Annotated in this window: 32 protein-coding genes; 9 read left to right on the top strand and 23 right to left on the bottom strand. The window is 38.9% G+C overall.

What is annotated here, in order from left to right:
- Positions 1 to 37: 37 nt before the first annotated feature.
- From ACIFOT_RS18900 to ACIFOT_RS18875, 6 genes are all read right to left on the bottom strand, one after another.
- Positions 38 to 772 carry a ZIP family metal transporter gene (locus ACIFOT_RS18900; RefSeq protein WP_430066895.1) on the bottom strand — a complete coding sequence of 245 codons (735 nt, stop codon included), beginning with the start codon at positions 770 to 772 and terminating at the stop codon, positions 38 to 40.
- A 338-nt stretch (positions 773 to 1,110) separates the two neighbouring features.
- Positions 1,111 to 1,311, bottom strand: a complete 201-nt coding sequence (locus ACIFOT_RS18895) for a hypothetical protein (RefSeq protein ID WP_430066894.1) — start codon at positions 1,309 to 1,311, stop codon at positions 1,111 to 1,113.
- A 46-nt stretch (positions 1,312 to 1,357) separates the two neighbouring features.
- Positions 1,358 to 2,434 (bottom strand): copper resistance D family protein, encoded by a 1,077-nt coding sequence (locus ACIFOT_RS18890; protein WP_430066893.1) that lies wholly within the window; start codon positions 2,432 to 2,434, stop codon positions 1,358 to 1,360.
- Between the two features lie 2 nt (positions 2,435 to 2,436).
- Positions 2,437 to 2,979 (bottom strand): copper resistance CopC family protein, encoded by a 543-nt coding sequence (locus ACIFOT_RS18885; protein WP_430066892.1) that lies wholly within the window; start codon positions 2,977 to 2,979, stop codon positions 2,437 to 2,439.
- Positions 2,980 to 3,089: 110 nt separating this feature from the next.
- Positions 3,090 to 5,225 (bottom strand): heavy metal translocating P-type ATPase, encoded by a 2,136-nt coding sequence (locus ACIFOT_RS18880; protein WP_430066891.1) that lies wholly within the window; start codon positions 5,223 to 5,225, stop codon positions 3,090 to 3,092.
- A complete protein-coding gene (locus tag ACIFOT_RS18875) occupies positions 5,218 to 5,586 on the bottom strand; it encodes an ArsR/SmtB family transcription factor (protein WP_430066890.1) in 369 nt (122 codons plus the stop codon). Before ACIFOT_RS18875 ends, ACIFOT_RS18880 begins: the two co-directional genes overlap by 8 nt.
- Positions 5,587 to 5,770: 184 nt before the next feature.
- Between ACIFOT_RS18875 and ACIFOT_RS18870 the strand changes: the two genes are divergently transcribed.
- From ACIFOT_RS18870 to ACIFOT_RS18860, 3 genes are read left to right on the top strand one after another with little or no spacing between them, the layout of a single operon-like run.
- On the top strand, positions 5,771 to 6,784 hold the full coding sequence (locus tag ACIFOT_RS18870) for a multicopper oxidase domain-containing protein (RefSeq protein ID WP_430066889.1): 1,014 nt from the start codon (positions 5,771 to 5,773) through the stop codon (positions 6,782 to 6,784).
- Between the two features lie 15 nt (positions 6,785 to 6,799).
- On the top strand, positions 6,800 to 7,966 hold the full coding sequence (locus tag ACIFOT_RS18865; RefSeq protein WP_430066888.1) for a ZIP family metal transporter: 1,167 nt from the start codon (positions 6,800 to 6,802) through the stop codon (positions 7,964 to 7,966).
- A 16-nt stretch (positions 7,967 to 7,982) separates the two neighbouring features.
- The gene (locus ACIFOT_RS18860; protein ID WP_430066887.1) at positions 7,983 to 8,150 is read left to right on the top strand and encodes a twin-arginine translocase TatA/TatE family subunit; all 168 of its coding nucleotides are present in this window, start codon (positions 7,983 to 7,985) and stop codon (positions 8,148 to 8,150) included.
- A 51-nt stretch (positions 8,151 to 8,201) separates the two neighbouring features.
- On the opposite strand, the gene ACIFOT_RS18855 is transcribed toward ACIFOT_RS18860, so the two are convergent.
- The 3 genes from ACIFOT_RS18855 to ACIFOT_RS18845 form a co-directional block, all read right to left on the bottom strand.
- The gene (locus ACIFOT_RS18855; RefSeq protein ID WP_430066886.1) at positions 8,202 to 8,357 is read right to left on the bottom strand and encodes a hypothetical protein; all 156 of its coding nucleotides are present in this window, start codon (positions 8,355 to 8,357) and stop codon (positions 8,202 to 8,204) included.
- Between the two features lie 89 nt (positions 8,358 to 8,446).
- Complete coding sequence (locus ACIFOT_RS18850; RefSeq protein WP_430066885.1) at positions 8,447 to 8,626, bottom strand: hypothetical protein; 180 nt, start codon at positions 8,624 to 8,626, stop codon at positions 8,447 to 8,449.
- A gap of 85 nt (positions 8,627 to 8,711) precedes the next feature.
- Positions 8,712 to 9,155, bottom strand: a complete 444-nt coding sequence (locus ACIFOT_RS18845; protein ID WP_430066884.1) for an ArsI/CadI family heavy metal resistance metalloenzyme — start codon at positions 9,153 to 9,155, stop codon at positions 8,712 to 8,714.
- Between the two features lie 181 nt (positions 9,156 to 9,336).
- Here ACIFOT_RS18845 and ACIFOT_RS18840 point away from each other — a divergent pair, with 181 nt between their 5' ends.
- The gene (locus ACIFOT_RS18840) at positions 9,337 to 9,663 is read left to right on the top strand and encodes an ArsR/SmtB family transcription factor (RefSeq protein ID WP_430066883.1); all 327 of its coding nucleotides are present in this window, start codon (positions 9,337 to 9,339) and stop codon (positions 9,661 to 9,663) included.
- A gap of 70 nt (positions 9,664 to 9,733) precedes the next feature.
- Complete coding sequence (locus ACIFOT_RS18835; RefSeq protein WP_430066882.1) at positions 9,734 to 9,904, top strand: hypothetical protein; 171 nt, start codon at positions 9,734 to 9,736, stop codon at positions 9,902 to 9,904.
- A gap of 389 nt (positions 9,905 to 10,293) precedes the next feature.
- Here the strand turns inward: ACIFOT_RS18835 and arsC are convergent, their stop codons facing one another.
- The 4 genes from arsC to ACIFOT_RS18815 form a co-directional block, all read right to left on the bottom strand.
- Positions 10,294 to 10,713, bottom strand: coding sequence for an arsenate reductase (thioredoxin) (gene arsC / locus ACIFOT_RS18830; protein ID WP_430066881.1), 420 nt, complete (start codon positions 10,711 to 10,713; stop codon positions 10,294 to 10,296).
- Between the two features lie 13 nt (positions 10,714 to 10,726).
- On the bottom strand, positions 10,727 to 11,368 hold the full coding sequence (locus ACIFOT_RS18825) for an MIP/aquaporin family protein (protein ID WP_430066880.1): 642 nt from the start codon (positions 11,366 to 11,368) through the stop codon (positions 10,727 to 10,729).
- 21 nt (positions 11,369 to 11,389) lie between these two features.
- Complete coding sequence (locus ACIFOT_RS18820) at positions 11,390 to 11,731, bottom strand: ArsR/SmtB family transcription factor (protein WP_430066879.1); 342 nt, start codon at positions 11,729 to 11,731, stop codon at positions 11,390 to 11,392.
- Between the two features lie 213 nt (positions 11,732 to 11,944).
- Positions 11,945 to 12,823: a DMT family transporter gene (locus tag ACIFOT_RS18815; RefSeq protein WP_430066878.1), complete on the bottom strand. Its 879-nt coding sequence runs from the start codon at positions 12,821 to 12,823 to the stop codon at positions 11,945 to 11,947.
- A gap of 116 nt (positions 12,824 to 12,939) precedes the next feature.
- Here ACIFOT_RS18815 and ACIFOT_RS18810 point away from each other — a divergent pair, with 116 nt between their 5' ends.
- Positions 12,940 to 13,809 carry a LysR family transcriptional regulator gene (locus ACIFOT_RS18810; protein WP_430066877.1) on the top strand — a complete coding sequence of 290 codons (870 nt, stop codon included), beginning with the start codon at positions 12,940 to 12,942 and terminating at the stop codon, positions 13,807 to 13,809.
- 42 nt (positions 13,810 to 13,851) lie between these two features.
- Here ACIFOT_RS18810 and ACIFOT_RS18805 read toward each other — a convergent pair whose 3' ends face one another.
- From ACIFOT_RS18805 to ACIFOT_RS18760, 10 genes are all read right to left on the bottom strand, one after another.
- Complete coding sequence (locus ACIFOT_RS18805) at positions 13,852 to 14,241, bottom strand: MmcQ/YjbR family DNA-binding protein (RefSeq protein ID WP_430066876.1); 390 nt, start codon at positions 14,239 to 14,241, stop codon at positions 13,852 to 13,854.
- Positions 14,242 to 14,316: 75 nt separating this feature from the next.
- A complete protein-coding gene (hpaB, locus tag ACIFOT_RS18800; protein ID WP_430066875.1) occupies positions 14,317 to 15,768 on the bottom strand; it encodes a 4-hydroxyphenylacetate 3-monooxygenase, oxygenase component in 1,452 nt (483 codons plus the stop codon).
- A gap of 174 nt (positions 15,769 to 15,942) precedes the next feature.
- Positions 15,943 to 16,062 carry a YjcZ family sporulation protein gene (locus ACIFOT_RS18795; protein ID WP_430066874.1) on the bottom strand — a complete coding sequence of 40 codons (120 nt, stop codon included), beginning with the start codon at positions 16,060 to 16,062 and terminating at the stop codon, positions 15,943 to 15,945.
- Between the two features lie 519 nt (positions 16,063 to 16,581).
- Complete coding sequence (locus ACIFOT_RS18790) at positions 16,582 to 17,358, bottom strand: ABC transporter permease (protein ID WP_430066873.1); 777 nt, start codon at positions 17,356 to 17,358, stop codon at positions 16,582 to 16,584.
- A 42-nt stretch (positions 17,359 to 17,400) separates the two neighbouring features.
- A complete protein-coding gene (locus ACIFOT_RS18785) occupies positions 17,401 to 18,150 on the bottom strand; it encodes an ABC transporter permease (protein ID WP_430066872.1) in 750 nt (249 codons plus the stop codon).
- A complete protein-coding gene (locus tag ACIFOT_RS18780) occupies positions 18,147 to 18,965 on the bottom strand; it encodes an ABC transporter ATP-binding protein (RefSeq protein ID WP_430066871.1) in 819 nt (272 codons plus the stop codon). Before ACIFOT_RS18780 ends, ACIFOT_RS18785 begins: the two co-directional genes overlap by 4 nt.
- Before the next feature lie 64 nt (positions 18,966 to 19,029).
- Positions 19,030 to 20,097, bottom strand: coding sequence for an ABC transporter substrate-binding protein (locus tag ACIFOT_RS18775; RefSeq protein ID WP_430066870.1), 1,068 nt, complete (start codon positions 20,095 to 20,097; stop codon positions 19,030 to 19,032).
- A 38-nt stretch (positions 20,098 to 20,135) separates the two neighbouring features.
- Positions 20,136 to 20,747: a 3-isopropylmalate dehydratase small subunit gene (gene leuD / locus ACIFOT_RS18770; protein WP_430066869.1), complete on the bottom strand. Its 612-nt coding sequence runs from the start codon at positions 20,745 to 20,747 to the stop codon at positions 20,136 to 20,138.
- Entirely contained in the window at positions 20,747 to 22,171 is a 1,425-nt protein-coding gene (gene leuC, locus ACIFOT_RS18765; protein ID WP_430066868.1) for a 3-isopropylmalate dehydratase large subunit, read from the bottom strand. The genes leuD and leuC overlap by 1 nt, the downstream gene beginning before the upstream one ends.
- Before the next feature lie 10 nt (positions 22,172 to 22,181).
- Positions 22,182 to 23,384 (bottom strand): CaiB/BaiF CoA transferase family protein, encoded by a 1,203-nt coding sequence (locus ACIFOT_RS18760; protein WP_430066966.1) that lies wholly within the window; start codon positions 23,382 to 23,384, stop codon positions 22,182 to 22,184.
- 241 nt (positions 23,385 to 23,625) lie between these two features.
- On the opposite strand from ACIFOT_RS18760, the gene ACIFOT_RS18755 reads away from it, so the two are divergent.
- From ACIFOT_RS18755 to ACIFOT_RS18745, 3 genes are all read left to right on the top strand, one after another.
- A complete protein-coding gene (locus tag ACIFOT_RS18755; protein WP_430066867.1) occupies positions 23,626 to 24,297 on the top strand; it encodes a GntR family transcriptional regulator in 672 nt (223 codons plus the stop codon).
- Positions 24,294 to 25,178: a hydroxymethylglutaryl-CoA lyase gene (locus ACIFOT_RS18750; RefSeq protein ID WP_430066866.1), complete on the top strand. Its 885-nt coding sequence runs from the start codon at positions 24,294 to 24,296 to the stop codon at positions 25,176 to 25,178. Before ACIFOT_RS18755 ends, ACIFOT_RS18750 begins: the two co-directional genes overlap by 4 nt.
- A 185-nt stretch (positions 25,179 to 25,363) precedes the next feature.
- Positions 25,364 to 25,625: transposase (locus ACIFOT_RS18745; protein WP_430066865.1), on the top strand; the 262-nt coding region annotated here is incomplete at its 3' end.

Below are 25,625 nucleotides of genomic sequence, written 5' to 3'. Positions count from 1 at the left end.
GTTGTTTCAGAACCGTTGGCTTTCATATTTTATAGTCTTATTGATGAGTAGGGAGAAGTTGCAAGAAAAAATGGATACTCACTATTCCCAAAACCACTGCTAAAGCGACTTTTGCTTTCGGAAGGTATTTTGATTTTTTCCAAAGAAGTTCATAAAAAGTGACATAACCAATGGTTCCAATTGTCATTCCCATTATGATGGTAGACCACTTTATGGAATCTACTCTCATATTCATACCCATAAGTATGTTAAGGCCGATTACAATGGAGAGCATAGAACAAAAGGTTACAAACAATTTATTTTTCTTTTTTATTAGTGGCATTGATGCCATGATCACCATACCCTCTGGTACATTATGAAGAATAAAAGCAATCAATAATCCATAGTTCATAATTTGACCTGGTTGTAAGCTCATGCCAAAAGATATTCCTGTTGGAATGCTATGAATCAGCAAAGCAACTAATAAAAGAAAAATGGTATCTGTGTGCCTCGTTTGAAAAGTATTCCTATGTAAGAAAATTTCCATCATAAACATAATAAAGATACCAATTGAGATTCCTGTAAAGATTCCGATCATCTGAAAATCCCTAAATACATCTGGAAGTAATTCAAAAGCAAATAAGCCTACTAGCAATCCTCCGCAAAAGATCTGTAAATACAACGAGTTTCTTTTTAATAAAAGGGACATGAATTGGATTGAACTTCCCCCTAAAAACATGCCACTGAAAATAAGCAAAGTGACAAAAGAGCTTAACTTTATTTCTTCAATCATTCAAGTCCCCCCTTTTAACCATCATATGCGAATAACTTTATGCTTAGACGATTCTAAAGTTTTCCGGCTTTATAAAGAGGTTTCATCAAACAAAAAATAAAAAAGATTCGGCATCGAGCCGAATCTTTAACAAGGGGGTTGGTTTAAAAGACTTGCAAATTGTCCTAGCTTGCAAAAATTATATTACACCTAAAATATGAATATCATATGAACAGAGTTTTACAATATAATAAACGTTTTATAAGTGTACATTGGCTCTAAGAATGCTAAGAAATACAATTCTTCAGTACCTTGCCCTTCTACTTTTTTTAAACTCATGAATTTCTATTTTCAAGCAATCATTTATTCGATTTTGCATCCACACGTTCAACATCCTGCTTTAACATGAAAAAGGTACACACGCCTGATAGGAGTGCCCCTCCGACAGCTATAAGTATACGCAATTGAAGCGGTACGGCTGAATGATACTTTCCCAGCATCCATATTGCCAAAACAGCTACAAGTATCATAGTAGGTATTACGATTTTGAATCGTTTCATGCTGACACTTCCTTTATTCGTTCTTTTCAACGTAAATATAACCTGTTCAAATGGACAGGGACATGATCAAACCAAAATACAAAGCAACAATAAAACCAACACCAAACACTACTCCCAATATAGGCTTATACCTTTTAAAACTAATGATAATCAATAACAAAAATAGTATAGATATAATGATTAGCAATCCCGATTGGATTGACGGTACTAAATGCAGCTGTAATGTTGAAAGGATATTCTTCCCCAATAACCATTCCACCCATTTAGATGCCCCCTCCGACTTCACAGTGAATTCCACTTCATGCGGTGGCGATAACGTTCCCATCACAGCTGTAAAATAGAAGACAATTAATAATATAATGCTTTCTGCCATTATCCAGGGTTTAGGATTGAAAGAAGGAAGTTTTAATGCTTTTCTTGAAAGTACACCATTTATAAAGGCAAAAACCAACACAGGGATGATACTAATATGCTTTAAAAGGAGCATTTGTCCATATGGCAACACCCAAGACTTTACATAGTCTTTAGGTTCAACAACAAATAACATTAGGTAGATTCCACTAATAATAATGATGACAATGCAGAAAACGGCAAAGGGAGTAAACCATCGTAAAAATTTAGACCAATTTGCTTCTTCTTTGGAGAACCAAGCAGCATGAATCAATATGCCTGTCCATAATGTAATGATTAAAAAATGCGTGCTATGAGATAGCAAGCCAGGCCAAAACGAAAGAGAGGCTACATGACTGGAATATCCAACAGCTGCTATCATCAATAATAGAAATATGGATTGCACGTATTTTGAGCCTTTTAGCAAAATGGCTAGATATAAGAACGTGGCCATAAACCCTATAAAAATCCAAGCTCTGCCAACTTGAAAGTCAAATAAGACAGATTTTATCGCTAATGCAAGGCCGACTCCACCTTGGAAATAAGTAACCGTCTGAACGATCGGTCCTAAAGAGAAAATAATAATGCCAAGTGTTGAAAGAAGTAAAATAGGTATGGGAATATTTACTTTAGGTTTATTTGCTTCAGGTACAAATTGTAAAGCAACATGTCCGACAAGAATAGAATACAATAAATAATTTCCGAATTCTGCAATAGGAATGAAATAACTCATAATTAGCGATTCTTTCTAAATAACAGGAACAACCCAATGACTAAAATGGCAGCAATGGCCACAGTTATAATGGTTTTAAAATTAATGGATGAAGCAGTTGTTTCCTTATTGGTTTGTTCCTGTTGTGTATTATCTTTTTTAGTTTCTTCTTTTTTTGTAGTTACTGGGGTTTTGGTTTCCGTTTGTTCTTGTTTTACTTCCTTCTGTACAGTAAAAGGAAATTCCCCTTTTAAGGGATGCCCATCTTCTCCAGCAATACTCCATTGAACCGTATAGGCGCCATTTTCTAAGGGTGATGATAAGGTACCTATTAGTTGATTGTCTTTTGGAGTCACACTAACTAGGGGTATTTCCTGGCCATCTTTTACTAAATTCATTGTACTTAAAGATTCAATCTTACCTTCATATGTAATGACAATTTCTTTAAGGTCTTCTTTAACAACTTGTCCTGAAGCAGGATTTGAAGAAGTTATTTCTGTATGTGCACTGGCAATCGTAGGAATCATTACCAGCATTCCAATTAAAATGAATAGTATTTTTTTCAATTCAAATATCCTTTCTTTTTACAACAATTTTTCTATACATCCCATTCAACAAAACCTCTTCACATGGGTCCCTTCCCATTAAAAGGCTCCCCATAATGGGAAGCCTCATGTTATTTATCTTTAACTCGAAGAAGCCGTAAACCATTAAGTGTAACAATCAGTGTTGCTCCCATGTCTGCAAAAATCGCAATCCATAATGTAAGCCACCCTGGAATCACTAATAACAAGGCTAACAGTTTGATTCCAAGTGAGAAAGTGATATTTTGTTTGATGATAAATAAGGCTTTTCTACTTAACTTAACCGTAAATGGCAGTTTGCCTAAATCATCAGCCATCAAAGCAATATCTGCTGTTTCGAGAGCCGTATCCGTCCCAGCTCCTCCCATAGCAATACCGATAGTTGATGCCGCTAAAGCCGGAGCATCATTCACACCATCTCCCACCATGGCCACTCGTTCGTACTTATTTCTTAATTCTTTAATAAAGGTAAGTTTATCGTGAGGTAAAAGGTCTGCCTGAATATCAGAAACCCCTACCTGATGGCCAATGGCATTAGCAGTCCCTTTATTATCGCCAGTTAACATGATTGTTTTATTAATACCTAACGAGTGAAGTTTCTGGATAACCGATTTGCTGTTTTCTCTCACTTCGTCCGCAACTGCAATCAGAGCTAAAATTTCTGATTCAGAACCAGCTGCCATAACCGTTTTGCCTTTGTTTTGCAGGTCAGAAATGGTCGTTTTAAGAATTGATGGAATTCCGTTAGATAAAATTTCATCGAACAAATGAGGACTGCCCACATAATACACTTTATCGTTGACTCTACCTTTGATCCCTTTACCTGTAATGGAAGAGAAGTCTTCAATAGCAAGGTCCTGATAAGGTAAATTTTCTTGTTCTGCTTTTTTCATTATCGCTGAAGCAAGTGGATGCTGCGAACCATTTTCTAAAGCAGCAATAATGGTTAGCAGTTCATTTGCATTTGTATTACTTTGAGGAAGATAATCCGTTACTACAGGAATTCCTTCCGTTAAGGTTCCTGTTTTATCAAAGGCAATGGCTTTAATTGCTCCCATTTCCTCTAAATGGATTCCTCCTTTGATCAGAACCCCATTTCGTGCCGCATTACCAATCGCAGTTACAATCGATACTGGAGTAGAAATGACCAGTGCACAAGGACAGCCTACCACTAAAGCTGCTAGACCTTGATATATCCATTTACTCCAATCCCCATCAAATAATAATGGTGGGAGTACGGCAACTAATAAAGAAACCAACATTATGACAGGTGTATAATACTTAGCAAAGCGATCGACAAACGCTTGAGATGGAGCCCTTTCTGCTTGAGCTTCTTCTACAAGATGAATGATTTTTGCAATTGTTGTATCGTCTACATGCTTGGTAACTTTAACTTCAAGAAGCCCTTCCTCGTTAAGAGTCCCAGCGAATACTTCATCATCAATTGTTTTAGAAACAGGGACAGATTCCCCTGTAATCGCTGCTTGATTGACAGACGAAAGTCCTTTTACAACCGTTCCATCCATGGCGATTTTCTGCCCAGGTTTTACGATTAAAATATCGCCGATTCGGATATCATCCACTTCAACGTTAAACTCTTGATTACCCCGACGAATTAAAGCTTCCTTTGGAGCAATATCCATTAAGGAACGAATGGATTGTCTAGCTTTATCCATCGAGTAAGACTCTAGAACCTCACTAATGGCAAACAGGATGACAACTGTTGCTCCTTCTCCCCACTCCCCGATAATAGCTGCTCCAATGACGGCGATGGTCATCAATGTTCTCATATCAAAATCTAAACGGAATAAGTTTTTCAATCCCGTGGTAAAAAGGCGATAACCACCAACTAAAATAGCAGCACCATAAGCTAAAATTGAGTTTATATTTGCTTCCCCATTCATTTGTGCAGAAAACCAACCAATGAGCAAGAAAACCAATGAGACAATAACATTTGAATGTTTTTTTAAGAAAGGCTCTTTTTTCTCTTCAAACCGTTGCTTTTCAGGAATGACTTTTATATTTTCAAAAGCACCTGCTTTTTCTATTTCCTGAATTGTTGTTTCACCATAAACCGTAAGTTTAGCAGCTCCGAAGTTAACATTTGCATTAACAACACCATCCAGGTGCTGTACGTTCTTTTCGAACTTTTTCGCACAGCCAGCTCAGGTGAATCCCTGTACACGGAAAACTGTTTTTTCTATTGATTTTTCAATCGCCTCACTCAAGAGGTTTCAGCTCCTTTTGATGCTCAAAAGCAATTTGAATCAATTGTTTTACATGGTCATCATCTAAAGAATAGAAAACCAGTTTGCCTTCTTTTCGATATTTCGCTAATCCTAAATTTCGAAGAAGTCGTAAATGATGGGATGCCGTTGCAGTTGTACTCCCTACAATATTAGCTACATCACATACACACAATTCATCTTCCTCCGTTAAAGCATAAGCTATTTTAATCCTAGTGTCTTCGGACAACGCTTTAAATATTTGTGCCACAGACAAAGTATCTTGTTGTGAAATTGATTCTCTTACTCTTTTTACTTTATCTCCATCCACGCAGGTTACTTCACATACATCATCGTGCTTCAAGATTGCACCTCCATAATCAAACGCCTATTTGATTATTAGTATATGAACTTTCGTGAAAATGGTCAAACAATTATTTGAATGTTTTTTCAAATCCGTATTGACAAAAAGATTGTCTTTGTCTTAAAGTATTGGCAAATACAAATAATTTTGCATTAAGGAAACTTTTTAGGAGGAGGTAAAAAGCATGTCAGACAAAAAAATTTCTCGGCGGGATATTTTAAAAATCGGTACTACGGGGGCAATTGGAATAGCAGGAAGTATTTATTTAAATAAAGTATCCCCGTTCACTGGAGTCGTTCATGCTGAGAATCATTCATCCAGTCATAATAATCATTCTACAAATCACTCCAACATGGATGATACATCCAAAACAGAAGGCTATAAGATGGCTCAACGTCTTTTAACCGAGTTTGATTATGGAAAAGTTTCCAAGCAATTAGACGGTCGTACTTTACGTGAATACGAAATTGTAGCGATTGATAAGGAAATTGAAATTGCAAAAGGAATTAAGTTCCCTGGGTGGACCTATAATGGAACCATTCCTGGTCCAACCTTTCGTTGCACTGAAGGTGATCTTTTAAGATTTCATTTTGTAAATCAGGGAAGCCACCCCCACTCTATTCATTTTCATGGTATCCACCCACCAGAAATGGATGGTTTAGACCCTATCCCTCCTGGTCAATCATTCACATATGAATTTGAAGCAAAGCCATATGGAATGCAGCTTTACCATTGCCATGTACTACCTTTACGCAGACATATTCATAAAGGGTTATACGGGAATTTTATTATTGATCCAAAAACACCTAGGGAACCAGCTTTAGAATTAAATATGGTCATGAATGCATTTGATTTGGATTTAGATGGCGCAAATGAATTTTATACGGTGAATGGGTATGCGTTTGCCTTTATGAGTCATCCAATAAAAATCAAAAAGAACGAGCTTGTCCGCATCTATTTAAGTAATTTCACCGAATTTGATTTACTTAACTCCTTCCATTTACATGCAAACTATTTTACTTATCTTCCAACTGGAAGAAATGACAACCCTTCACAGTTTACTGATACCATTATGCAATGCCAAGGCGAACGCGGGATTATTGAAGTTCGTTTTCCGTATAAGGGAAAATATATGTTTCATGCTCATGTCAGCGAATTTGCCGAACTTGGCTGGATGGGATTCTTTGAGGTTGAATAGGAAGGAGTGTAAATCATGAAATCAAAATGGTTGATTACTGGTCTCATACCACTGGTTCTTTTAGTGCTTGTTTTGGGATGGGTTTTTAAAAACGGCGCTGGTATCGAACGGGATCCGGCTGCTCCGATTGAAGTACTAAATGTTGAAAAAATAAAAATTATACCTTCTGGATTTGAGCTAGATGTAAGTAATACTGGACCAAAAGCACTGACAGTCTCCCAAGTGATTGTGGATGATTCAGTATGGAATTTTTCGATGACACCAAGTCCAACACTTAAACGGTTTCAAGATGGAAAGGTCACGATAAATTATCCATGGGTTGAAGGTGACCCACATACTATATTATTAATATCAGAAAATGGAATCATCACAGAAGCGGCTATCGATGCTGCTACCTTAACACCTGAATTCTCATGGGATAATGTGTTGAATTATGGATTTATCGGTTTTTATGTAGGAATTGTTCCCATTACTTTAGGGTTACTATGGTATCCGTTTATGAAACGATTGAAAAAAAGATGGATTAATGCCATTCTTGCTCTCACAGTAGGTCTCTTATTATTCTTATTTTTTGGCACCCTATTTGATGGCTTTGAAATAGGAGCTGAAGCACCATCAGTCTTCCAAGGCAACATGGTCGTAATCGTATGTACGGTTCTATCTTTTTTATTACTAGTTGGATTTGATCAATACCAACACCATAGACAAAAACGAACTGGGTATACACCGTTAGGCATAGCCTTATTAATGGCCACAGGGATTGGCCTCCATAATTTTGGTGAAGGATTGGCCATTGGGTCATCATTTGCACTCGGTGAAGTTGCATTGGGAACTTTTTTGATAATTGGTTTTACTCTTCATAATATTACGGAGGGGATTGGGATTGCTGCCCCACTATTGAAAACTAAGCCAAAGATGAGCCAATTTATTATTTTAGGCACTATCGCAGGTGCACCAGCAATTGTAGGAACATGGTTCGGAGGGTTTATTTTTTCACCAATTTGGGGTGCAGTATTTTTAGGAATCGGTGCAGGGGCTATTTTACAGGTTATTTTCGTAATCTCCAAAATGTTGATGGACGATCACAAAAAGAATAATGAACCTTACGTGTCATGGATGAATTTTGCTGGATTTACAGCAGGAATCTTAATCATGTATTTTACGGCTTTTTTCGTAAAATAAACAGGGGGAATTTAATATGGGGAATATAGGAATCAGCGGTGCTATATTAATTTTTGTGATTGTATTAATTGTTTTTGGACCGAAAAAACTCCCAGAGCTCGGTCGTGCGGTGGGATCTACACTTAGGGAATTTAAAAAGTCAACAAAAGGAATAATGGATGAAGATTACGATAAAGAAAAATAATTAATTTTTTTGAGGTGGTTCGTTGATTTACACAGCGAACCACCTTTATTATTAATCTTCTTCCTGTTTACTTACCATATTTCCAAAATTAGGGCTTGTGTCGTCGACATTTAAAACACTCATACCATGTGGGTATTCATCATTAATAATTACGTTTGAGCTACTTTGTGTAGAAGTAACATTACTTGCTTGTGCGTCATTTTTCATAAAAATCACCTTTATTCTTCCTTCGTGTTATTTAAAAGCCTTATAAATGTTACATTTAACAGGTAAAAACATTTTTTACCTAATCATTTTTAGATAACAGTTACAGATCCAGGAGTTCTTATCTCAAGTGGGTCTAATGATTTTAAGGTTGATTCACTTTCAAGAATGGGCTCATTCGATTCCATACTCGATATGTCCCTAATCGGACTCATTTCTGTTGGTACACCCTTGTCATTCATTGCTGTAGGATATTTATTTTGTTTATCCAAAAGGATCACCTCTACTTTTATTATTTCTTTTTTGAAATCAATTAAAATGAACCTTCCAATCTAAATTGTGGTAATTAGAACTTTTTTAACAACAGGAGGAATTTTTAATTTCTACATTTGATGATGGTGTTGTTGTGCAGCATGTCTTTTCAGAAACCATGGTCTCTACATCACCTTTTGTATAAAAAAACTCCCACTCATTCCCATCTGGATCAGTTACCCAAAATTTATCTTGAGTCGCATAGCAGCAATTAACGTCCATCTCTTCACGAGCAAAGAACCCTAATTTCTCTAAACGGTGTTTATGCTGTAGAACTTCTTCATGGTCTTCCACTTGAAAGCCAAAATGTCCGACTTGGTTACCTGAAACCTCATCCTTTAAATTTAAAGTGAAATTGAGACCCGGATTATCAAGTAAAAACTTCACATAATCTGGTTTTACTTTTACTGGCTCTGAATGAAATACTTTAGAATAAAATTCAATCGACTTATTTAAATTGGTGACATTAATCCCTACATGCATTTTCATCGTAAATCCCTCCAATTTTATTAATCAACTTTTTTTGATTTTATAATTTAAGTATATTAGCAATTTTTTCTAATTACAACTCCTAAATCAAAAAAAATTGATTAAAGTAATTGACACAAGAAAATATTGGTTATAATATAAATGTATCAAGATTATTTGATTTATGAAGAAGGTGAAAAACGTGAACGAAGAAATCCCCTTACAGGACATAACATTAGATAAAGTATTTGAAAAATACGAGCTAAAATTTAAGGCGATAGCAGACAAAAAGAGACTACAGATTATGAACATTTTAACTCAAAAAGGTACTATGTGTGTCTGTGATCTTGCTCCGATGATGGATATGGCCCAATCCAAGCTTTCTTACCATTTAAAGATTTTATTGGATGCCAACATTATCAGAAAAGAAACCCGGGGAACTTGGAGTTATTACGAACTGAATCAAGAGGAACTCAATCATTTGTTATCCCATGAACTTTGTTGCCTATTCAAGCCGACAAATTGCTAAATTTTTTTAATTAATTCATCAATTTTTTTTGATTAATATATCAATATAATTTGATTAACAGGAGGAATTTATGATGTTTAATGAGTATTCAGTATTTCAGATGATGAAATTTCGCCAGGAAGAAATCGAGAGGAAAGCTAACGAAGCTTGGAAATTTTATGATCAGGCCGAGGATAAAGAATTAATGATGCACTCGATTCCTTCTGTGAACCCAGGTTGCCAGTGTGCGTGTGCACAGTAATATTATTTTTCCGGCCACAGAAAAACGGGACCTTCTGTGGCCGTGGTTTATTTAGTAAGCCTTCACTAACAACATCTTCCTGTATTACCAATCAATGAAATCCCTTTCCCATCCCCGCTGCGATCAAGGATAAGGTCTACTACGTTTGGTTCAATGATGGGGTCAATGGCCACCTTTATTTCATTAATTGTAACCAGTATATCATCTGCTTCCGGCTCATCCAGAGCCAGTCCAATTCGTGGCTGTCCTCAGCCGTAGCCGTCAAAAAAGATACGAATGTTATTAACATTCTCTTCTCTGAACAATTGTAAAAACATATCACGAGCTTCATCTGTAATTTTCATGTCCAAGTCCTCCTATCTTTATAATTTCCTCTCATTCTACTCTATTTACTCTCCAGTTTCAGCAAAACGCTTTATACGATCTCCTACTTCGTCACGGACCCGTTGAAAGAAAGCCCATTTTTCTTCATCTGTTCCTTCAGCTTTAGCAGGGTCATCAAATCCCCAATGTACACGTTTTACGTGAGGTGGAGTTACAGGGCAATGGTCTGCTGCATGACCGCATAATGTAACCACTAAATCTGAGTTATTTAGAATTTCAGGATCGATTACATCAGATGTTTGATTTGAAATATCAATACCAGACTCCTTCATTGCCTTAACTGCCTTTGGGTTTAATCCATGTGCCTCAAGACCAGCACTTTTCACTTCCCACTCATCTCCTAAATAGTTTTTAGCCCAGCCCTCTGCCATTTGGCTGCGGCATGAATTACCAGTACAAAGAAAATAAATTGTTTTTTTAGACATGATGTATGCTCCTTTATTTTTCGTGAAGTATTTTATATATAATTGCTGCACATCCTGCTCCTAAAATAGTTGCGACAATATACACCCATAGATGCTGAGTTGTTCCTGATACGAGTGCTGGCCCAATGGATCTTGCCGGATTCATTGAAGCGCCGCAGATTGGTCCTGCAAACATGGCTTCTAAGCCGACAGTTGCACCTATAGCAATTGCTGCAAAGGATTTAACAGCTTTCCCATGTACAGCTGAACCGAAAATAACCATCATTAAGAAAAATGTAAGGATAAATTCCAATAAAAATGATTGTGACCATGAACCGCTTGGCAGGGTGGCACCGAGTGTGGCAACATTCCCAAATAAGCACAACAAAGTGGCACTAGCTGTAATTCCTGCCATGATTTGAATAATAATATAATAAAGTGCTTCCTTCTTATTTATATCCCCATGGATTAAAAAACCGATGGTAACCGCCGGATTAAAGTGGGCACCAGAGAGATGGCCAAACGTGAAAATCAATGCCGTAACCACCAGCCCAAATGTAAGTGCTACGCCTACATGCGTTAAACTTTTAGTAATCGAATCGATTACTACTGCACCCGTTCCAGCAAAAACAAGAAAATAGGTTCCTAAAAATTCACTGATTAGCTTTTTTTTCATTTAAGTCTTATCCCCTTGATGTTAACAACCACAACGAACCGTAGGATTGCTTTTTTCAATCTGTTTGATTTTCTCTGTCTGAACTGGTACATGCTCTAAAATATCTTCAATAAGTCCATATAAATCGCTTTGTAAATTCAAGGAATAGTAAATCCACTGACCTCTTCGCTCCTCTTTAACCAACCCTAAATCCTTCAGTTTTCGAAGATGCTGACTGATTGACGGCTGACTCATATCAAACACTTCAAGAAATTCACACACACAGCATTCCCTTTGTTTTAAAATGGCCACCATGGTTAAGCGTGTTTTATCGCCTAATAGTTTTAAAACGTTAGCAGCCTTATCCACATCTGATTTCACCATATTAAACACCTCTAAATAAATAAGTAAATAATCATCTACTTATTTATTATTTCTTTTGTATCCACGACCATTCATGGATTTCTTCTTGTATATTAATATATAACTATTTGCTTATATATTAAATCTACTTTCAATTGTTTTCAATCACTTTAATGTTAAGTTATCGTAAATAAAAAAGATTGAGAACCGTAGTTATCAATCCATTCTTTGGAATTATAATTTTATTTCTTTAAGTAAAAGTTGTTTTTTAGATGTAGAGTTTGCTATAAAAACACCAGCTAAAATGAGCAACGCACCAACATACCCTTGCATCCCCATATTTTCATGCAGGAAGAGGAAGGCAAATACGGCTGAAAAAATGGGTTCGAGGGAAAAGAGAAAACCAGTGCTTTCAGGTGTCGTGTACTGCTGGGCAATGGTCTGCATGACAAAGCCATAGGCTGAGGAGATGAGTGCCAGCGCCAGCAGAGCAAACCAATGAATCGCTTCATGCGGTAAAACAGGTGTTTCAAACATAAAAGTCCCGATGACGGCATAAAGGCATGTAAATCCAAGCTGATAAATCCCAAGCTGTAAAGCATCAACCCCTCGTGTAAAGAGGTTTGTGACCACGATGTGCAGCGCATAAAGGAGGGCGGCAGCCAAGCAATATAGCGAGCCATCAGCAAAAGTAAAATCATTCCGAATAGTAAGTAGTCCTAAGCCAAGCGAAACAACCAGAACTCCTAATATAATTTTATTACTAGGTCTTTTTCGAGTAATAAATGCTTGTAAAATCGGCACTAAGATCACAGTTGTGCTCGTCAAAAAACCAGCAGAAGAAGCTGTTGTATTTTTCATACCATACAAAAGTGCCATGAAAATACCGAATAGCAGCGCTCCGACAATCGCGCTGTATTTCAATGTTTTAACGTCAATACGGATCATTTTTTTGAAAAATATCGCCATCATCACGATAAAGGCAATTCCAAATCGTAAGGCAATAATGGTAAAGGGAGATACCGTATCCACACAGAGTTTCATAAAAATATAAGATGTTCCCCACCCCATTGAAACAGTAGCTAATATCAGGTTTGCCTGTTTTTGCGTCATCCTTGTCGCCCCAAACTTTCAAGATTGGCTCTATCGTAACACCCGCATTTACATTAGTAAAACGAATATTTATAATAGAACTATTAGAAATCCTAATGTAGAGGACGCTGGTGAGGTTGAATTCGTATTATGCTTTTATCAAAGCAATCGAAACAGGCAGTTTTACCAAAGCTGCGGAAGAACTGGGCTATACGCAATCCGCTATTAGCCAAATGGTCCATTCCTTAGAGGAGGAACTTTCTACTACTCTTATTCTACGCTCTCGGACAGGTATTACCCTGACACCGGATGGCGAGGAATTCTTGCCTTTTATTAAAAATATTTGTAATTCACATAGGGAACTCCAGGAAAAGCTTAAAGAGATGGAAGGGCTGAATAGCGGACTTATTCGCATTGGCACCTTTTCTAGTGTTTCCTGTCATTGGCTGCCCGGGTTGATCAAAGATTTTAAGCAAAAATACCCGAATGTACAGTTCGAATTGCATCAAGGGGATTATACGGATATCTTTCATTGGATTAAAGATGGGAGCGTGGACTTTGGCTTTGTGAATCCAAAATCAGTATCGAATCTGACGACCATTCCCTTGCAAGAAGATGAGATGCTCGCCGTATTGCCAATAGAACACCCTTTAGCTGCTCACCACAAAGTCTCATTGAAGGAATTAACCAATGACCCTTATATCCTTTTAGATGAGGGAGAAATTAGTGAACCCTTAACGATATTTAACCAACATAACTTTCAACCGAATATTCAATACCGTGTATATGATGATTATTCGATTATGTCGATGATCGAACAGGGGCTTGGCATTTCCATTTTGCCAAAGCTTGTTTTAAGCAGGTGTCCCTATAAGATTGTCGCAAAATCCATCTCTCCATCTGTTGTTCGAACCATTAGTCTGGCATACAAAGACAAAAGAGTTTTGCCGATCGCCAGCAGGTATTTTATTGATTTTATCATGGAGAGGTATAGCAAAACCATTTAAAAAGCGTTCCTGCTGATTGCAGAAACACTTTTTATACAGGATTTAATGTATTTCCGCATTGGAGATTAATTTGGACAAACGCTTCGGCGCTGCCCGGCAATATCCTTCATAAATGTATCCCTTAAGGTCTTCCCAGTTTTGATTTTCAATGATGAAAAGGGAGGTCCAGCCATGCTGACCAATGTATGGTGTCTTAAAATACCCTGGCTGCTGAATCAGAAACTCTTGCGTGGTCGGCAAAGTCTTGATTGCTGCCGAAACACCCTCCTTATTCTCCCCCATCATGACAAACGGTTTATCCTTCACGCGGAACGAAGTATGGCCAAATCCATCGATTTCCTCTGTGACCTCAGGCAGTTCCATACAAATTTGCCTAATTCTATCCAATGCCGCTAAACCTTCTTTGGATGAAACCTGTTTATGGTGTTCCATGAATTTAGCCCCCTCTTTTTGTCTAAATAAAATCATACCCCAAAGAAGGCTAAAACTTCCAAATGATTTGCCTACTCAACTTTCATTTTTCAAATTCAAAAAATCACTTATTCCCTTAACATGTTCCCCTTTAGGATAGTTATGGTACAGTAGACTCGATAACCGCACCGGATCGCCAAAGAAATACCGTTCATAATGAGTTTGTCTAGAGCCGAAGGAGCTCATCGTCAAATCCCATGCTAAGCGGAATATCTTTACCCGGTCGTCCGCAGACTTGCTTGCCCCCTGCAGATATTTATCGAGATCTGTCCGAATTTCAGAATGAAAGTCTTTTTCGGTTGGCAATGATACCATTCCGCTTGCCCCAATTAACTGAATGATTTCAGTGAAGCGGGGATAAAGGCGCGGGAAGACACTATTAGCCACTTGAAGAGGGATCATACTCGGTCTCATAAATCCCCATTCATCCAGATCCGCATCATTTTCTGATTTCTCTAAGAGTGCTTTCATCGTTTCAAGACCAGTAATGATTTCAGACAGCTTTTCCTGTATATGCTGATACTCACTGACATTAATCGTCTTCACCAGAAGCTCCGCAACACCGAGCATAAATTCTGTTTTGGCAATCTGCCTTGTCACCGCTTGATGAGTAGCAAATGGCTGAAATGAGCATCTCTGCATAAAATCAGCAGCCGCTTCGACATTATCGTAAAAAAAGACGCGCTCCCATGGCACCAGGACATGATCAAAAACAAGGATTGTATCCATCTCTTCGTATCTTGAACTAAGCGGATGATTAAAAATCGATTCACCGCCGACAAACGATTCGCGGCAGATAAATTTTAATCCTTTTGTATCTGTAGGAATCGAAAAGGCAAACGCTTCATCTGTATCAAAGTACATTCTTGGTGCATTATATACCAGGATTTCATCTGTTAAACCGCCTTGAGTAGCTAGGAGGCGTGCCCCATGAATCACTATTCCCTTTTCATTTTTATCAATAATCTTAGCCGAAATCGGCTCCTTTGAACTTCCATAATAGAGCTGTGAACGATTCACTTGCGGGGTAATAAAGGTATGAGTAAATGAGAGGTCGTTTTCCCTTGCTCGTTCATATAACGCCCGGATATTTTCAGGAAAGCAATTTTCTCTATTTTCTAAAATAGCCGCGGAGGAGGAAAAACTCATGACCACAGAGTTCATGTAGTCAGGGCTTCTCCCCATCATGCCATTCGTGTGCCTTGCCCAGATTTCCATCATCCTTCGTCTACGTCTTAAATCCTCTTTCGTTTTTGGCTGCAAAAAAGAAAGACCAATTGACTCCTTGGTTTCGGGGGATGTATAGGTCATGATCTCTTTTAGATCAGCGTTTTGCTGCAAATCATAAAGGGATGCTTTTGTTTGGAGGATCCCTTTGAAAGCCGGATGTTCAGAGATGCTACCCGCAATTCTTTTTCCGTCAAACCAAATTTCCGTCTTCATTCGATTTATTCGCTCAATAAATTCCTTTCCATTTATAACACCCATAATTCCACTCCCATATTCGTACGAGTTAGCTAGTTTCATTTTATTGACAAACAGTGAAGCCTGTTCCTCTTTTTTCAGAAAGGATAAGCCTTGATTTAAATCGTCTTTTTATCAAAAATAAAAAAGGGCACGATTCTAATTTGAATCGTGCCCTCTCTTCACCTGGTTAGCCCATTACAAGAATGAAGCACCAACGATGATTAACAGAATGAACAATACTACGATTAACACAAAGCTGCCGCCGCCATAGCCGTAGCCGCCGTAGCCATAACCGCCGAATCCGTACCAACCCATACTTTTCACCACCTAACTGAAAAATATTCTTCTTTCATTTTTATATGTATTGCGAAAGACAAGTATTGATTGGACAAAATCACTATGATTTCGACAAAATAAGTAATTTGACTACAAAAGCTCGGCATTTTTGGATTCGATTTGGCAGGATTAAGTACGTTCACGTTTGAATGGAAGTCTATGGGACAAAACCACTTCGCTCTCTTCATGAAATGTCCCATAGACTGGTTCTATGGGGACAAACCTCATTGATTTCTTCATGAAATGTCCCATAGACTGGTTCTATGGAACAAAGCTGTATTGAAGTCAGCTCGAAATGTTCCATAGACTGTTTCTATGGGACAAAACCTCTTTGATTTCTTCACGAAATGTCATATAGACTGCTTTTATGGGACAAAACTTCAAAGATTACTTCAAGCAATGTCCCATCGACTGCTGTAAAACTTTTTGGAAACCTTATTCATCTGTCTTACAACGAAAAAAAAAGAGAAGTAACTAAACACTTCCCTCCCGCAAACATTACGAAATTTTCATATTACGCTTGCCAATCTTTAGTTCGTTCTTTTCCTGCCAGAGAAGAAATAGGAAGGTAAAGAAAAAGGCAATAAAAATAATAATGATTATCAGCCCCAGAATAGCAGCTGGTTCGTTCAGAGACATATAATGTACTAAACGATGCCCGAGTCCTTCATAGGAAGCAAACATCTCTGCTAAAATTAATCCTAAAAAGCACAGACTAAAGCCCATACGAAGCCCTGCCACTAACTGAGGCATAATTGCGGGGATTAGAATTTGCCTTGCTTTTTGTATAAAGCTCATTTGGTAGGATTTTGCCAATTTAAGATAAATGGCAGGGATCGTTCTTGTTGCTTCCATACAGATAATCATAATTGGAAAGATACCGTGAAAGACAGAGAATGCAACTCTTCCCTGCATCGTTAATCCGAAGATTAATAGAAAAATGGGATAAAGGGTCACTTTTGGAATGGAATATAGCCCTAATAGCAAAGGTGATAATGTTTTAGTCCAAAAGGGGCTTAATCCAATAAAAAAACCAAGAATGACACCAAATACGGACGCAATAATAAATGCAATTAACAGAGTCATAAGCGTATTCCCTATATCCCCCAACCAATTGGAGAAATTTCCTCCTAAATCAGCAAAACTTTGCACCGGAGAAGCCATCGCTGGTGCACCTATGATCTGATAAATAATTTGCCAAAACAAAAGAATGATGATAGGGACCATATATCTTCCAACTTTATACCACTTTTGACCTGAAGTGATGGTATTCATCAAGTTCTCCTCTCTTTCCATGCATGTTCTTCAACCACGCCATTACATGTTTCTTTTGTACACTTTATTTTCGATTAAACCAAGAACAAAATTTACCACTAAAGCAATCATAATGACGAGGAGTACAGAACCATACATCCCTTTAATATCAAAGTTGTTATAAGCATATGAAATGATATAGCCGATCCCGCGTGAAGACAGGATAAACTCCGTTGCAATTACACCGATGATCGAATAAGCTGCCGCGAGTTTAATTCCTGTAAAAATGAACGGCCATGCTGCAGGAAAATAAATATGGATCAGCATTTGGCGGAACGATAGATTTAAGGAGTAACCAACCTTCACCAGCGATTTACGGATTTCCCGAAACCCAATAGCAGTGTTGGTGATCACAGCCGGCATCGAAAACAGCATTCCTATGATGATGACCGGTAATGGTCCAACCCCTAAAACACTAATAAAAATAGGATATAAAGCAAAAAAAGGAATTGCATAAAATAGCATTAAGTACGGTTGAAGAACATGATGTGCTAAATCTGAACGCCATAGAATGATTCCAAGTAGAATGCCAAATACCATTGCTCCAATAAAGCTAGCCAGAATTTCCAGTGCTGTAATCCCAAAATGATTCGTTAGGAAATCAGGATTACTTAAACTTTCAATCATGTTCATAAACATAGTGGAAAAGGGAGTAAAGGTAAACGGGTCCAGCCATAACATACGTGTAGCAATTTCATATAAGCTTAAAAGGAGCACAACAATGAGAATTTGGACAACTCTATGCAGGCTCATTGTCCAACCACCTTGTTTTCCTTATACTCGAGTACTGATTTTTTCGTTAAGGATTCTTCCTCCAGGCTGGACCAAAGCTTTTGAGTAATTTCTGCAAATTCAGGAGTTGTCAAAGCTTGGGCATCACGTGGTTTTTGTAATGAACTTTCAATCAGATGCTTAATTCTGCCTGGTCTAGCCGACAAGACGACAATTTTGTCTGAAAGCAGGGCCGCTTCCTGAATGCTATGCGTTACGAGTACGACCGTAGCCTTTGTTTTTTCAACAATTTTTAAAAGTTCTCCTCCTAATATCAGCCGAGTCTGTTCATCTAGTGCGCCAAACGGCTCATCCATGACCACGATTTCCGGCTCGGTCACAAGCGTTCGCGCAATGGCTACTCGCTGTCTCATCCCGCCTGACAATTGATGCGGATAAGAATTTTCAAAGCCTTTTAAACCTACGAGCTCAATCATTTTTAAGGCCTTTTCACGATACTCTGACTTAGGTTTGCCTTGCATTTGAAGTCCAAACTCAACATTTTCTACCACCGTTCTCCAAGGGAAAGTAGACTCCTCTTGAAAAACAATCCCAATGGACGGCTGCGGGCCCGTTACAGCTTCACCTTTGATTTTAACCGAACCGGAAGAGGCCAATCGCAGGCCGGACAATACTTCCAGCAAGGTTGTTTTTCCACATCCGCTCGGGCCTACAATCGAGATAAATTGCCCTTTTTGTACAGTAAAATTAATATCCTTTAAAGCAACCACATCTTTTGAGCCGCTTGTATACACTTTTGTTAAATTTTCCACTTTCATTAATGGTTCAGACATCATTCTCCGCCCCTTTTTACTTTATCGTAATGACAGCGGCCACCCAGACCGCTGTCACTAGAAAATATTATTTATTAGAATCTAATTGGGATGGATCCAGCCTTTGGTCTTTTGGCAGGAACCTCATGTCTAAAACTTCATCCCATACAATTTCCTGTCCTTTTTTTAATGTATTAGCCATTTGCATACCCTTTACCACATTATTGATCGCATCTACCTCAATTTTGCTGCCCCAGTGTTTTGCTTTTGTAAGATTAATAATAGCGGCCACAGAGGCTTTTTCGTCGATTTCCGCTGACTTTGCAAAAATCTTACCTGCTTCTTCAGGATTCGCGTAAGTCCATTCTACCGATTTCTGATAGGCAGCGATGAATCGTTTAACAAGACCTGGGTTTTCCTTAATGAGCTGCGGACTCGTAATGAGTAAGCTTTGTTGGTATTTAGGGACCAAATCAGATACTCGTACCAACGTTTTCCAGTCATCCTTTTGAACCGAATAAGCTGGTTCTAACATCAGTGCTGAGTCTACGTCTCCTGCTCCGAGTAGAGTTAATCCCTCACTTACGCCACCGGATGCCACTAGTTTCAAGGACTTCGGATCAATCCCCGCGGCTTTAAAAACCAGCTGTGATGTCGTCTCTGACACAGATCCTGGGTTCGTAAACGACCATTTTTTCCCGACCATATCTTCAACTTTGTCAATCTTGGCATCTTTTCTAGTGACAAAAACTACATCCCCAACACTTTGTACCCCTCCGCTTACAATTTTCAATGGGGCACCTGCTAAATAAGATTGAAGTACGGCAGACGCTGACACGTCACCAAATGGAAGATCACCGGATAAAACGTTCCTAACGGTTGTTCCTCCACCGTTGCTGCCAACAATCTTATTAATTTTGATTCCTTCTTCCTCAAAAAAACCTTTCTCCATCCCTACATCATAAGGAACCGCATATAGGCCAGTTGGATAGTGCGTGACCGTAATCGAAATTTCATCTAATTTCTTTTCACCTTTACCTTTTGAAGTGGTACCAGCCGCTGATTCTTTTGCACCGCACCCTGACGCTATCAGCAAAAGAGACAAACCTAGAGCAGCAACCTTACTAAATTTCAACGTTTTTTTCCAACTCATCATAATCCTCCTCGAAACTAAACGACTTTTATTAAAATAAATTAAATGTGAGAATCTAAACGATAATAAACTTTATTATGTTTCTCATAGGAGGCAATTTGTTGTTCATATTGAAGGGATGAGCCAATTTCGTCCAGTCCTTTTAACAAAAGCTCTTTTCGGTATGGAGCGACTTGGAATGAACACTCAAATCCTTCATTGTCTGTTAAACTTTGATTTTCTAAATCTATTGATAACTGATAGCTCTTTGTCCTGACCGTTTTTTGAAATAACTCCTCGACTTTTTCATCGCTTAACAAGACGGGCAAGATTCCATTTTTAAAGCAATTGTTGTAGAAAATATCGGCGAAGGACGGTGCAATGATCACTCGGATTCCATAATCCGCAAGGGCCCATGGCGCATGCTCTCTCGATGAACCGCATCCGAAATTTTTGCGGGTAAGTAAGATTGGAGCATTTCGGTATGGTTCCTTGTTCAGGACAAAATCTGCCTTCTCTTTTCCATTTTCATAACGCCAATCATAAAAAAGGAATTGCCCGAAACCTGTTCTCGCGATTCTTTTTAGGAATTGCTTTGGAATGATGGCATCTGTATCCACATTCACGGCATCAAGAGGGGCTACAGTTCCCTTAAAGCTTGTGAAAGCATTCATTAACTGCTGACCTCCTTCATTTCTGTGGCCGTCCACTTTCTTACATCTACAAAATGGCCGGCAATCGCTGCTGCTGCTGCCATCTCCGGACTAACCAAATGGGTTCTGGCATTTCTGCCTTGTCTCCCCTCAAAATTCCGGTTGGAGGTCGAGGCACAGCGTTCTTCAGGTGACACGATGTCGTCATTCATCCCAAGGCACATACTGCATCCGGCTTCACGCCATTGAAATCCGGCCTGCAAAAAGATTTGATCCAATCCCTCTTCCTCAGCCTGTCTTTTTACTAGCTGTGAACCAGGGACCACGAGAGCTTCTACATGATCAGCTACCTTGTAACCGTTTACGATTCTAGCCGCATTACGCAAATCTTCAATACGGCTGTTTGTACAAGACCCAATAAACACTTTATTGATTTGTAAATCAGTCATTGGCGTATTAGGTGTAAGCCCCATATAATCCAAGGCTTTTTCTACTGGTCGACATTGGCTTTCAGGAAGGTTTTCCAATGAAGGGACCTTTTCCGTTACTCCAACAACCTGGCCTGGATTCGTTCCCCATGTTACTTGGGGAATCACTTCATCAGCATCAAATTCTATTTCTAAATCAAAAACCGCATCTTCATCCGTGTAAAATCCTTTCCATGCTGATAGAGCCTCTTCCCATTCTTGATCCTTTGGGGCAAAGGTCCGGCCTTTCAGATAGGCAAAAGTCTTTTCGTCCGGCTGAATCAGCCCTGCTCTGGCGCCCATTTCAATGGTCATATTGCAAACCGTCATTCTCCCTTCCATGGATAAGTTACGAATCGCTTCACCACGGTATTCAATGACATAACCGGTTGCAAAATCATGACCGAATTTTCCTATAATCGAGAGAATCAGGTCTTTTGCCGTCGTTCCTTGTGGCAAAGATCCTTTTACATGAATTCCTAATGTTTTAGATTGGTATTGCTGCAAGGTTTGGGTGGCAAATACATGTTCCACTTCACTTGTCCCAATTCCAAAGGCAAGGGCGCCAAATGCCCCATGTGTGGAAGTATGGCTGTCTCCGCAGACAATGGTTTGCCCCGGCTGTGTTACCCCCAATTCCGGAGCGATTACATGGACAATCCCCTGATACCGGCTATTCAAATCAAACAGCTTGATCCCGAATTCCTTACAATTTTCTACAAGTGCTTCAACCTGTTTCTTCGCCACTTCATCCCTGATCGGCAAAGACCGGTTTGTGGTAGGAATGCTATGATCCATGGTTGCCAAGGTTAAATCCGGTCTTCTCACCTTCCGGTTATGGCTTCTCAACCCTTCAAATGCCTGTGGTGAGGTTACTTCATGAATTAAATGAAGATCAATATACAATAGGGAAGGCTGATTTGCTTCTTCCGCCACAACATGCTTTTCCCAAATTTTTTCGTATAAGGTCTTACCCATTTTCAGCCCCCTAAATGATATTCTTTTCCTGTAATTCTCTTAATCTTTCTTCCGTGAATCCTAGCAGCTTCTGATACACCTCGTGATTATGCTTCCCCATCACTTCAGGGCCTGGATGCTTGACCTCGCCAGGTGTCCTGCTTAACTTGGGAACGATTCCTGGCATAGGGAACTCTCCTAATTCAGGATGATCGACCTTTATGATCATCTCCCTCTCCTGATAATGAGGATCTTCAAGAATGTCCTTTGCCGTATAAATCAATCCCGATGGTACACCTTTTTCTTCTAGAATGGCGAGTGCTTCTTTAGCTGGAAGTGATTTTGTCCACTCTTCAATCATGGAATCTAAAAGCTTCATATTCTCCCCTCTTCCATTATGGGTAGAAAAACGAGGATCATCTGCTAATTCTGGCTGATTCATTGCCTCGCAAAGCCTGCGGAAAACACCATCAGCATTTGCACCAATAACGATATAGGTCTTGTCTTTTGTAAAATAAATATTCGATGGAGCTACACCAGGAAGAATGTTCCCCATTCTCTCCCTAACATAACCCGCCAGCAGGTAATCCGGGATAATGCTTTCCATGATCGAAAACACAGATTCATATAAAGCCGTATCTACAACCTGCCCCCTGCCCGAATGCTTTCGTTCATGCAAGGCAACAAGACAGCCTATCGTAGCAAAAAGAGCCGTCAAAGTATCTCCAATGGAGATACCAATTCTCGAAGGCGGACGGTCCGGGAAACCGGTTACATTTCTCAGCCCGCCCATTGCTTCACCCACACTTCCAAATCCTGCGCGATGCTTATATGGACCTGTTTGTCCATAACCTGAAGTACGAACCATTATTAATTTTGGATTAACTTCAGATAAAGTTTCATAGGATAGGTTCCATTTTTCCATTGTCCCAGGGCGAAAATTTTCAATTAGCACATCCGCTTCTTTGACCAGTTCCTTTAACACCTTCTGGCCTTCTTCCTCGCGTAAATTCAAGGTAATCGATTTTTTATTTCTTGATTGAATAGGCCACCAAAGTCCTACTCCATCTTTAGACTTTCCCCAATTTCTCATCGGGTCTGACATGCCAGGAGGCTCTACTTTAATGACTTCAGCTCCAAAATCTCCGAGAAGCCTGCCGGAAAATGGTCCTGCTAAAAGAGTGCCAAGCTCAATTACGCGTACATCTTCTAAAGGCAGCCTTGTTTCAGTCATCGTACTTTCTTCAGTCAAAATCAATGCGACCTCTCCCTTCTTCTGTAGAAAATCCACTAATCTAAATTTTCATAATCTTGTATACAAATTTAATCCTTTGTATACATTAAGTCAATAAAAATTTTTTATAAATTTTGGAATCTTGTATAAAATACGGTAGTTTAGGTGTTATTTGTTTTATTTTCAGAATATTAATTGAATTCTAATTTCAGTTTGTATACAATAGTGATGAGGTGTTAACATGGATGCATACGAATTTATAAAAGATGCGATTATTCAAGGGAAATTTGAACCGGGTATGAGACTCGGGGAAGAATCACTCGCAAAGGAAATGAGCTTAAGCCGAACCCCGGTCAGAGAAGCCATTAAACAACTGGAAGCGGAAGGATTAGTGGTTCCTTTAAAACGAGGAGTAAGTGTTAGACATTTCACGAAAGAGGATATTAAACAAATTTATGATTTAAGGACATTGCTTGAAAGCTATGCTGCAAGCCAGGCAGCCATCCACAGAACTGACAAACATATAACCGAAATGGAAGAAGCTATTGAATTATATGAAAAAGCAGTTGATCGTTATATTGAATCAGATTTGGCCACGACACAGGATATTGTTAAGGTTAACCAAAAATTTCACGATGCCATCGTAGCGGCCTCCAACAATTCACATATTCATTTTCATATTTCAAAAGTAGTGGTTGTACCCATTGTTTTCAGATCCTTCTATTGGTATAACGATTTTCAGCTTAGACAATCTTTAGAAGTTCACAAAACCATCCTCGAAGCTATTAAAAATAAAGAACCTGAGCGCGCCCGAATAGCGATGCATGAACATATTTTCCAGGGACGCGACCATGTTTTAAGGCATCTTGAACAAATTGAGGAGATTAGAAAAGTAAAGGAGGCTGTAAATTGATAGAAATCTGTGAGGTAGGCCCGCGTGATGGACTGCAAAATGAATGCAAAATGATATTCACTGAAACGAAGGTTGAGTTAATCACAAGATTAATAGATGCAGGGATTCGAAATATTGAAGCAGTTTCTTTTGTAAATCCCAAAGTGGTACCTCAAATGGCAGATGCCGAAGAAGTATTAAAGCTATTGCCAAATAGAAAGGATGTCCGGTATGGAGGACTTGTATTAAGCCGGTCAGGACTGGAGCGCGCACTGAAAACAAATGTTGATTATTTGCATGTCGTTACCGCAACAAGTAATGCCTTTAACCTGAAAAATGCCAAAAGAACAGTCGAGCAGGCTGTTGAAGAACTGTCAAAGGTCATCCATGAGGGAGCCGCAACTAATAAAGGAGTGGCTGGAGTCCTAGGTACAGCATTCGGATGCCCGTTTGAAGGAGAAGTTCCATTATCTAGAGTCCTAGTCGTGGCTGAGAAATTTATGAAAGCAGGCTGTTCAGAAATTACGTTGGCGGATACAACAGGGATGGCGAATCCATTTCAAGTACAGAATGTGGTTACAGCCTTTTATGATGAATTCGGAAAAGAGCTTTCACTCGGACTTCACTTCCATAATACCCGCGGTCTTGGTCTTGCTAATACTCTAGCAGGCTATCAAGCAGGTGTAAGAAAATTTGATTCTTCCATTGCCGGACTTGGCGGATGTCCCTTCGCCCCAAAAGCAGTTGGAAATGTTTGCACAGAAGATATGGTCAATATGTTCAACGGTATGGGAGTTGAAACCGGAACAAATCTGAACCAACTGATTGAAATTGCAAAATGGATGGAAAATAATATGGATCGTCCCTTGGATGGAATGCTAATGAAGGCTGGAATTGCTTAACGCTGGCTTGACCAATTGACGAATTCACGATCATTAAAAGCAGTCGCCAGACATGGCGGCTTTTTGCTTTTTATTAAATTCAATTCGACAATTTTCGTATGGTGGTAATGGTTGCCCCCCCTTATAATGGACATATAAGATAGTATGAAGATACGACAGACTGACATTTTTAGGGGGGAAATATCATGACAAAGAAACGTTCATTTTCACATACTAGTGCCGAAGTTAAGTTGGAGGCGGTACTTCAAATATTAGAATCTAAGAAATCAGTAATAGAGGTTGCGAACGGTTTAAATTTACACCGTGATACCGTAAACCGTTGGGTTAATGCGTATAAGGATAAGGGGAAGATTGGTTTAGAAAACCAACGTTCTCACACATCCTCTCAACCTAAAAATGATAATAAAAAGGTGAAAGAGTTAGAGAGAAAATTAAAAGAAATAGAAT

The sequence above is a fragment of the Neobacillus sp. NRS-1170 genome (assembly GCF_050468025.1).
Note: the sequence above shows the minus strand (reverse complement) of the source record. Positions and strands in the feature narration are given on the sequence as shown.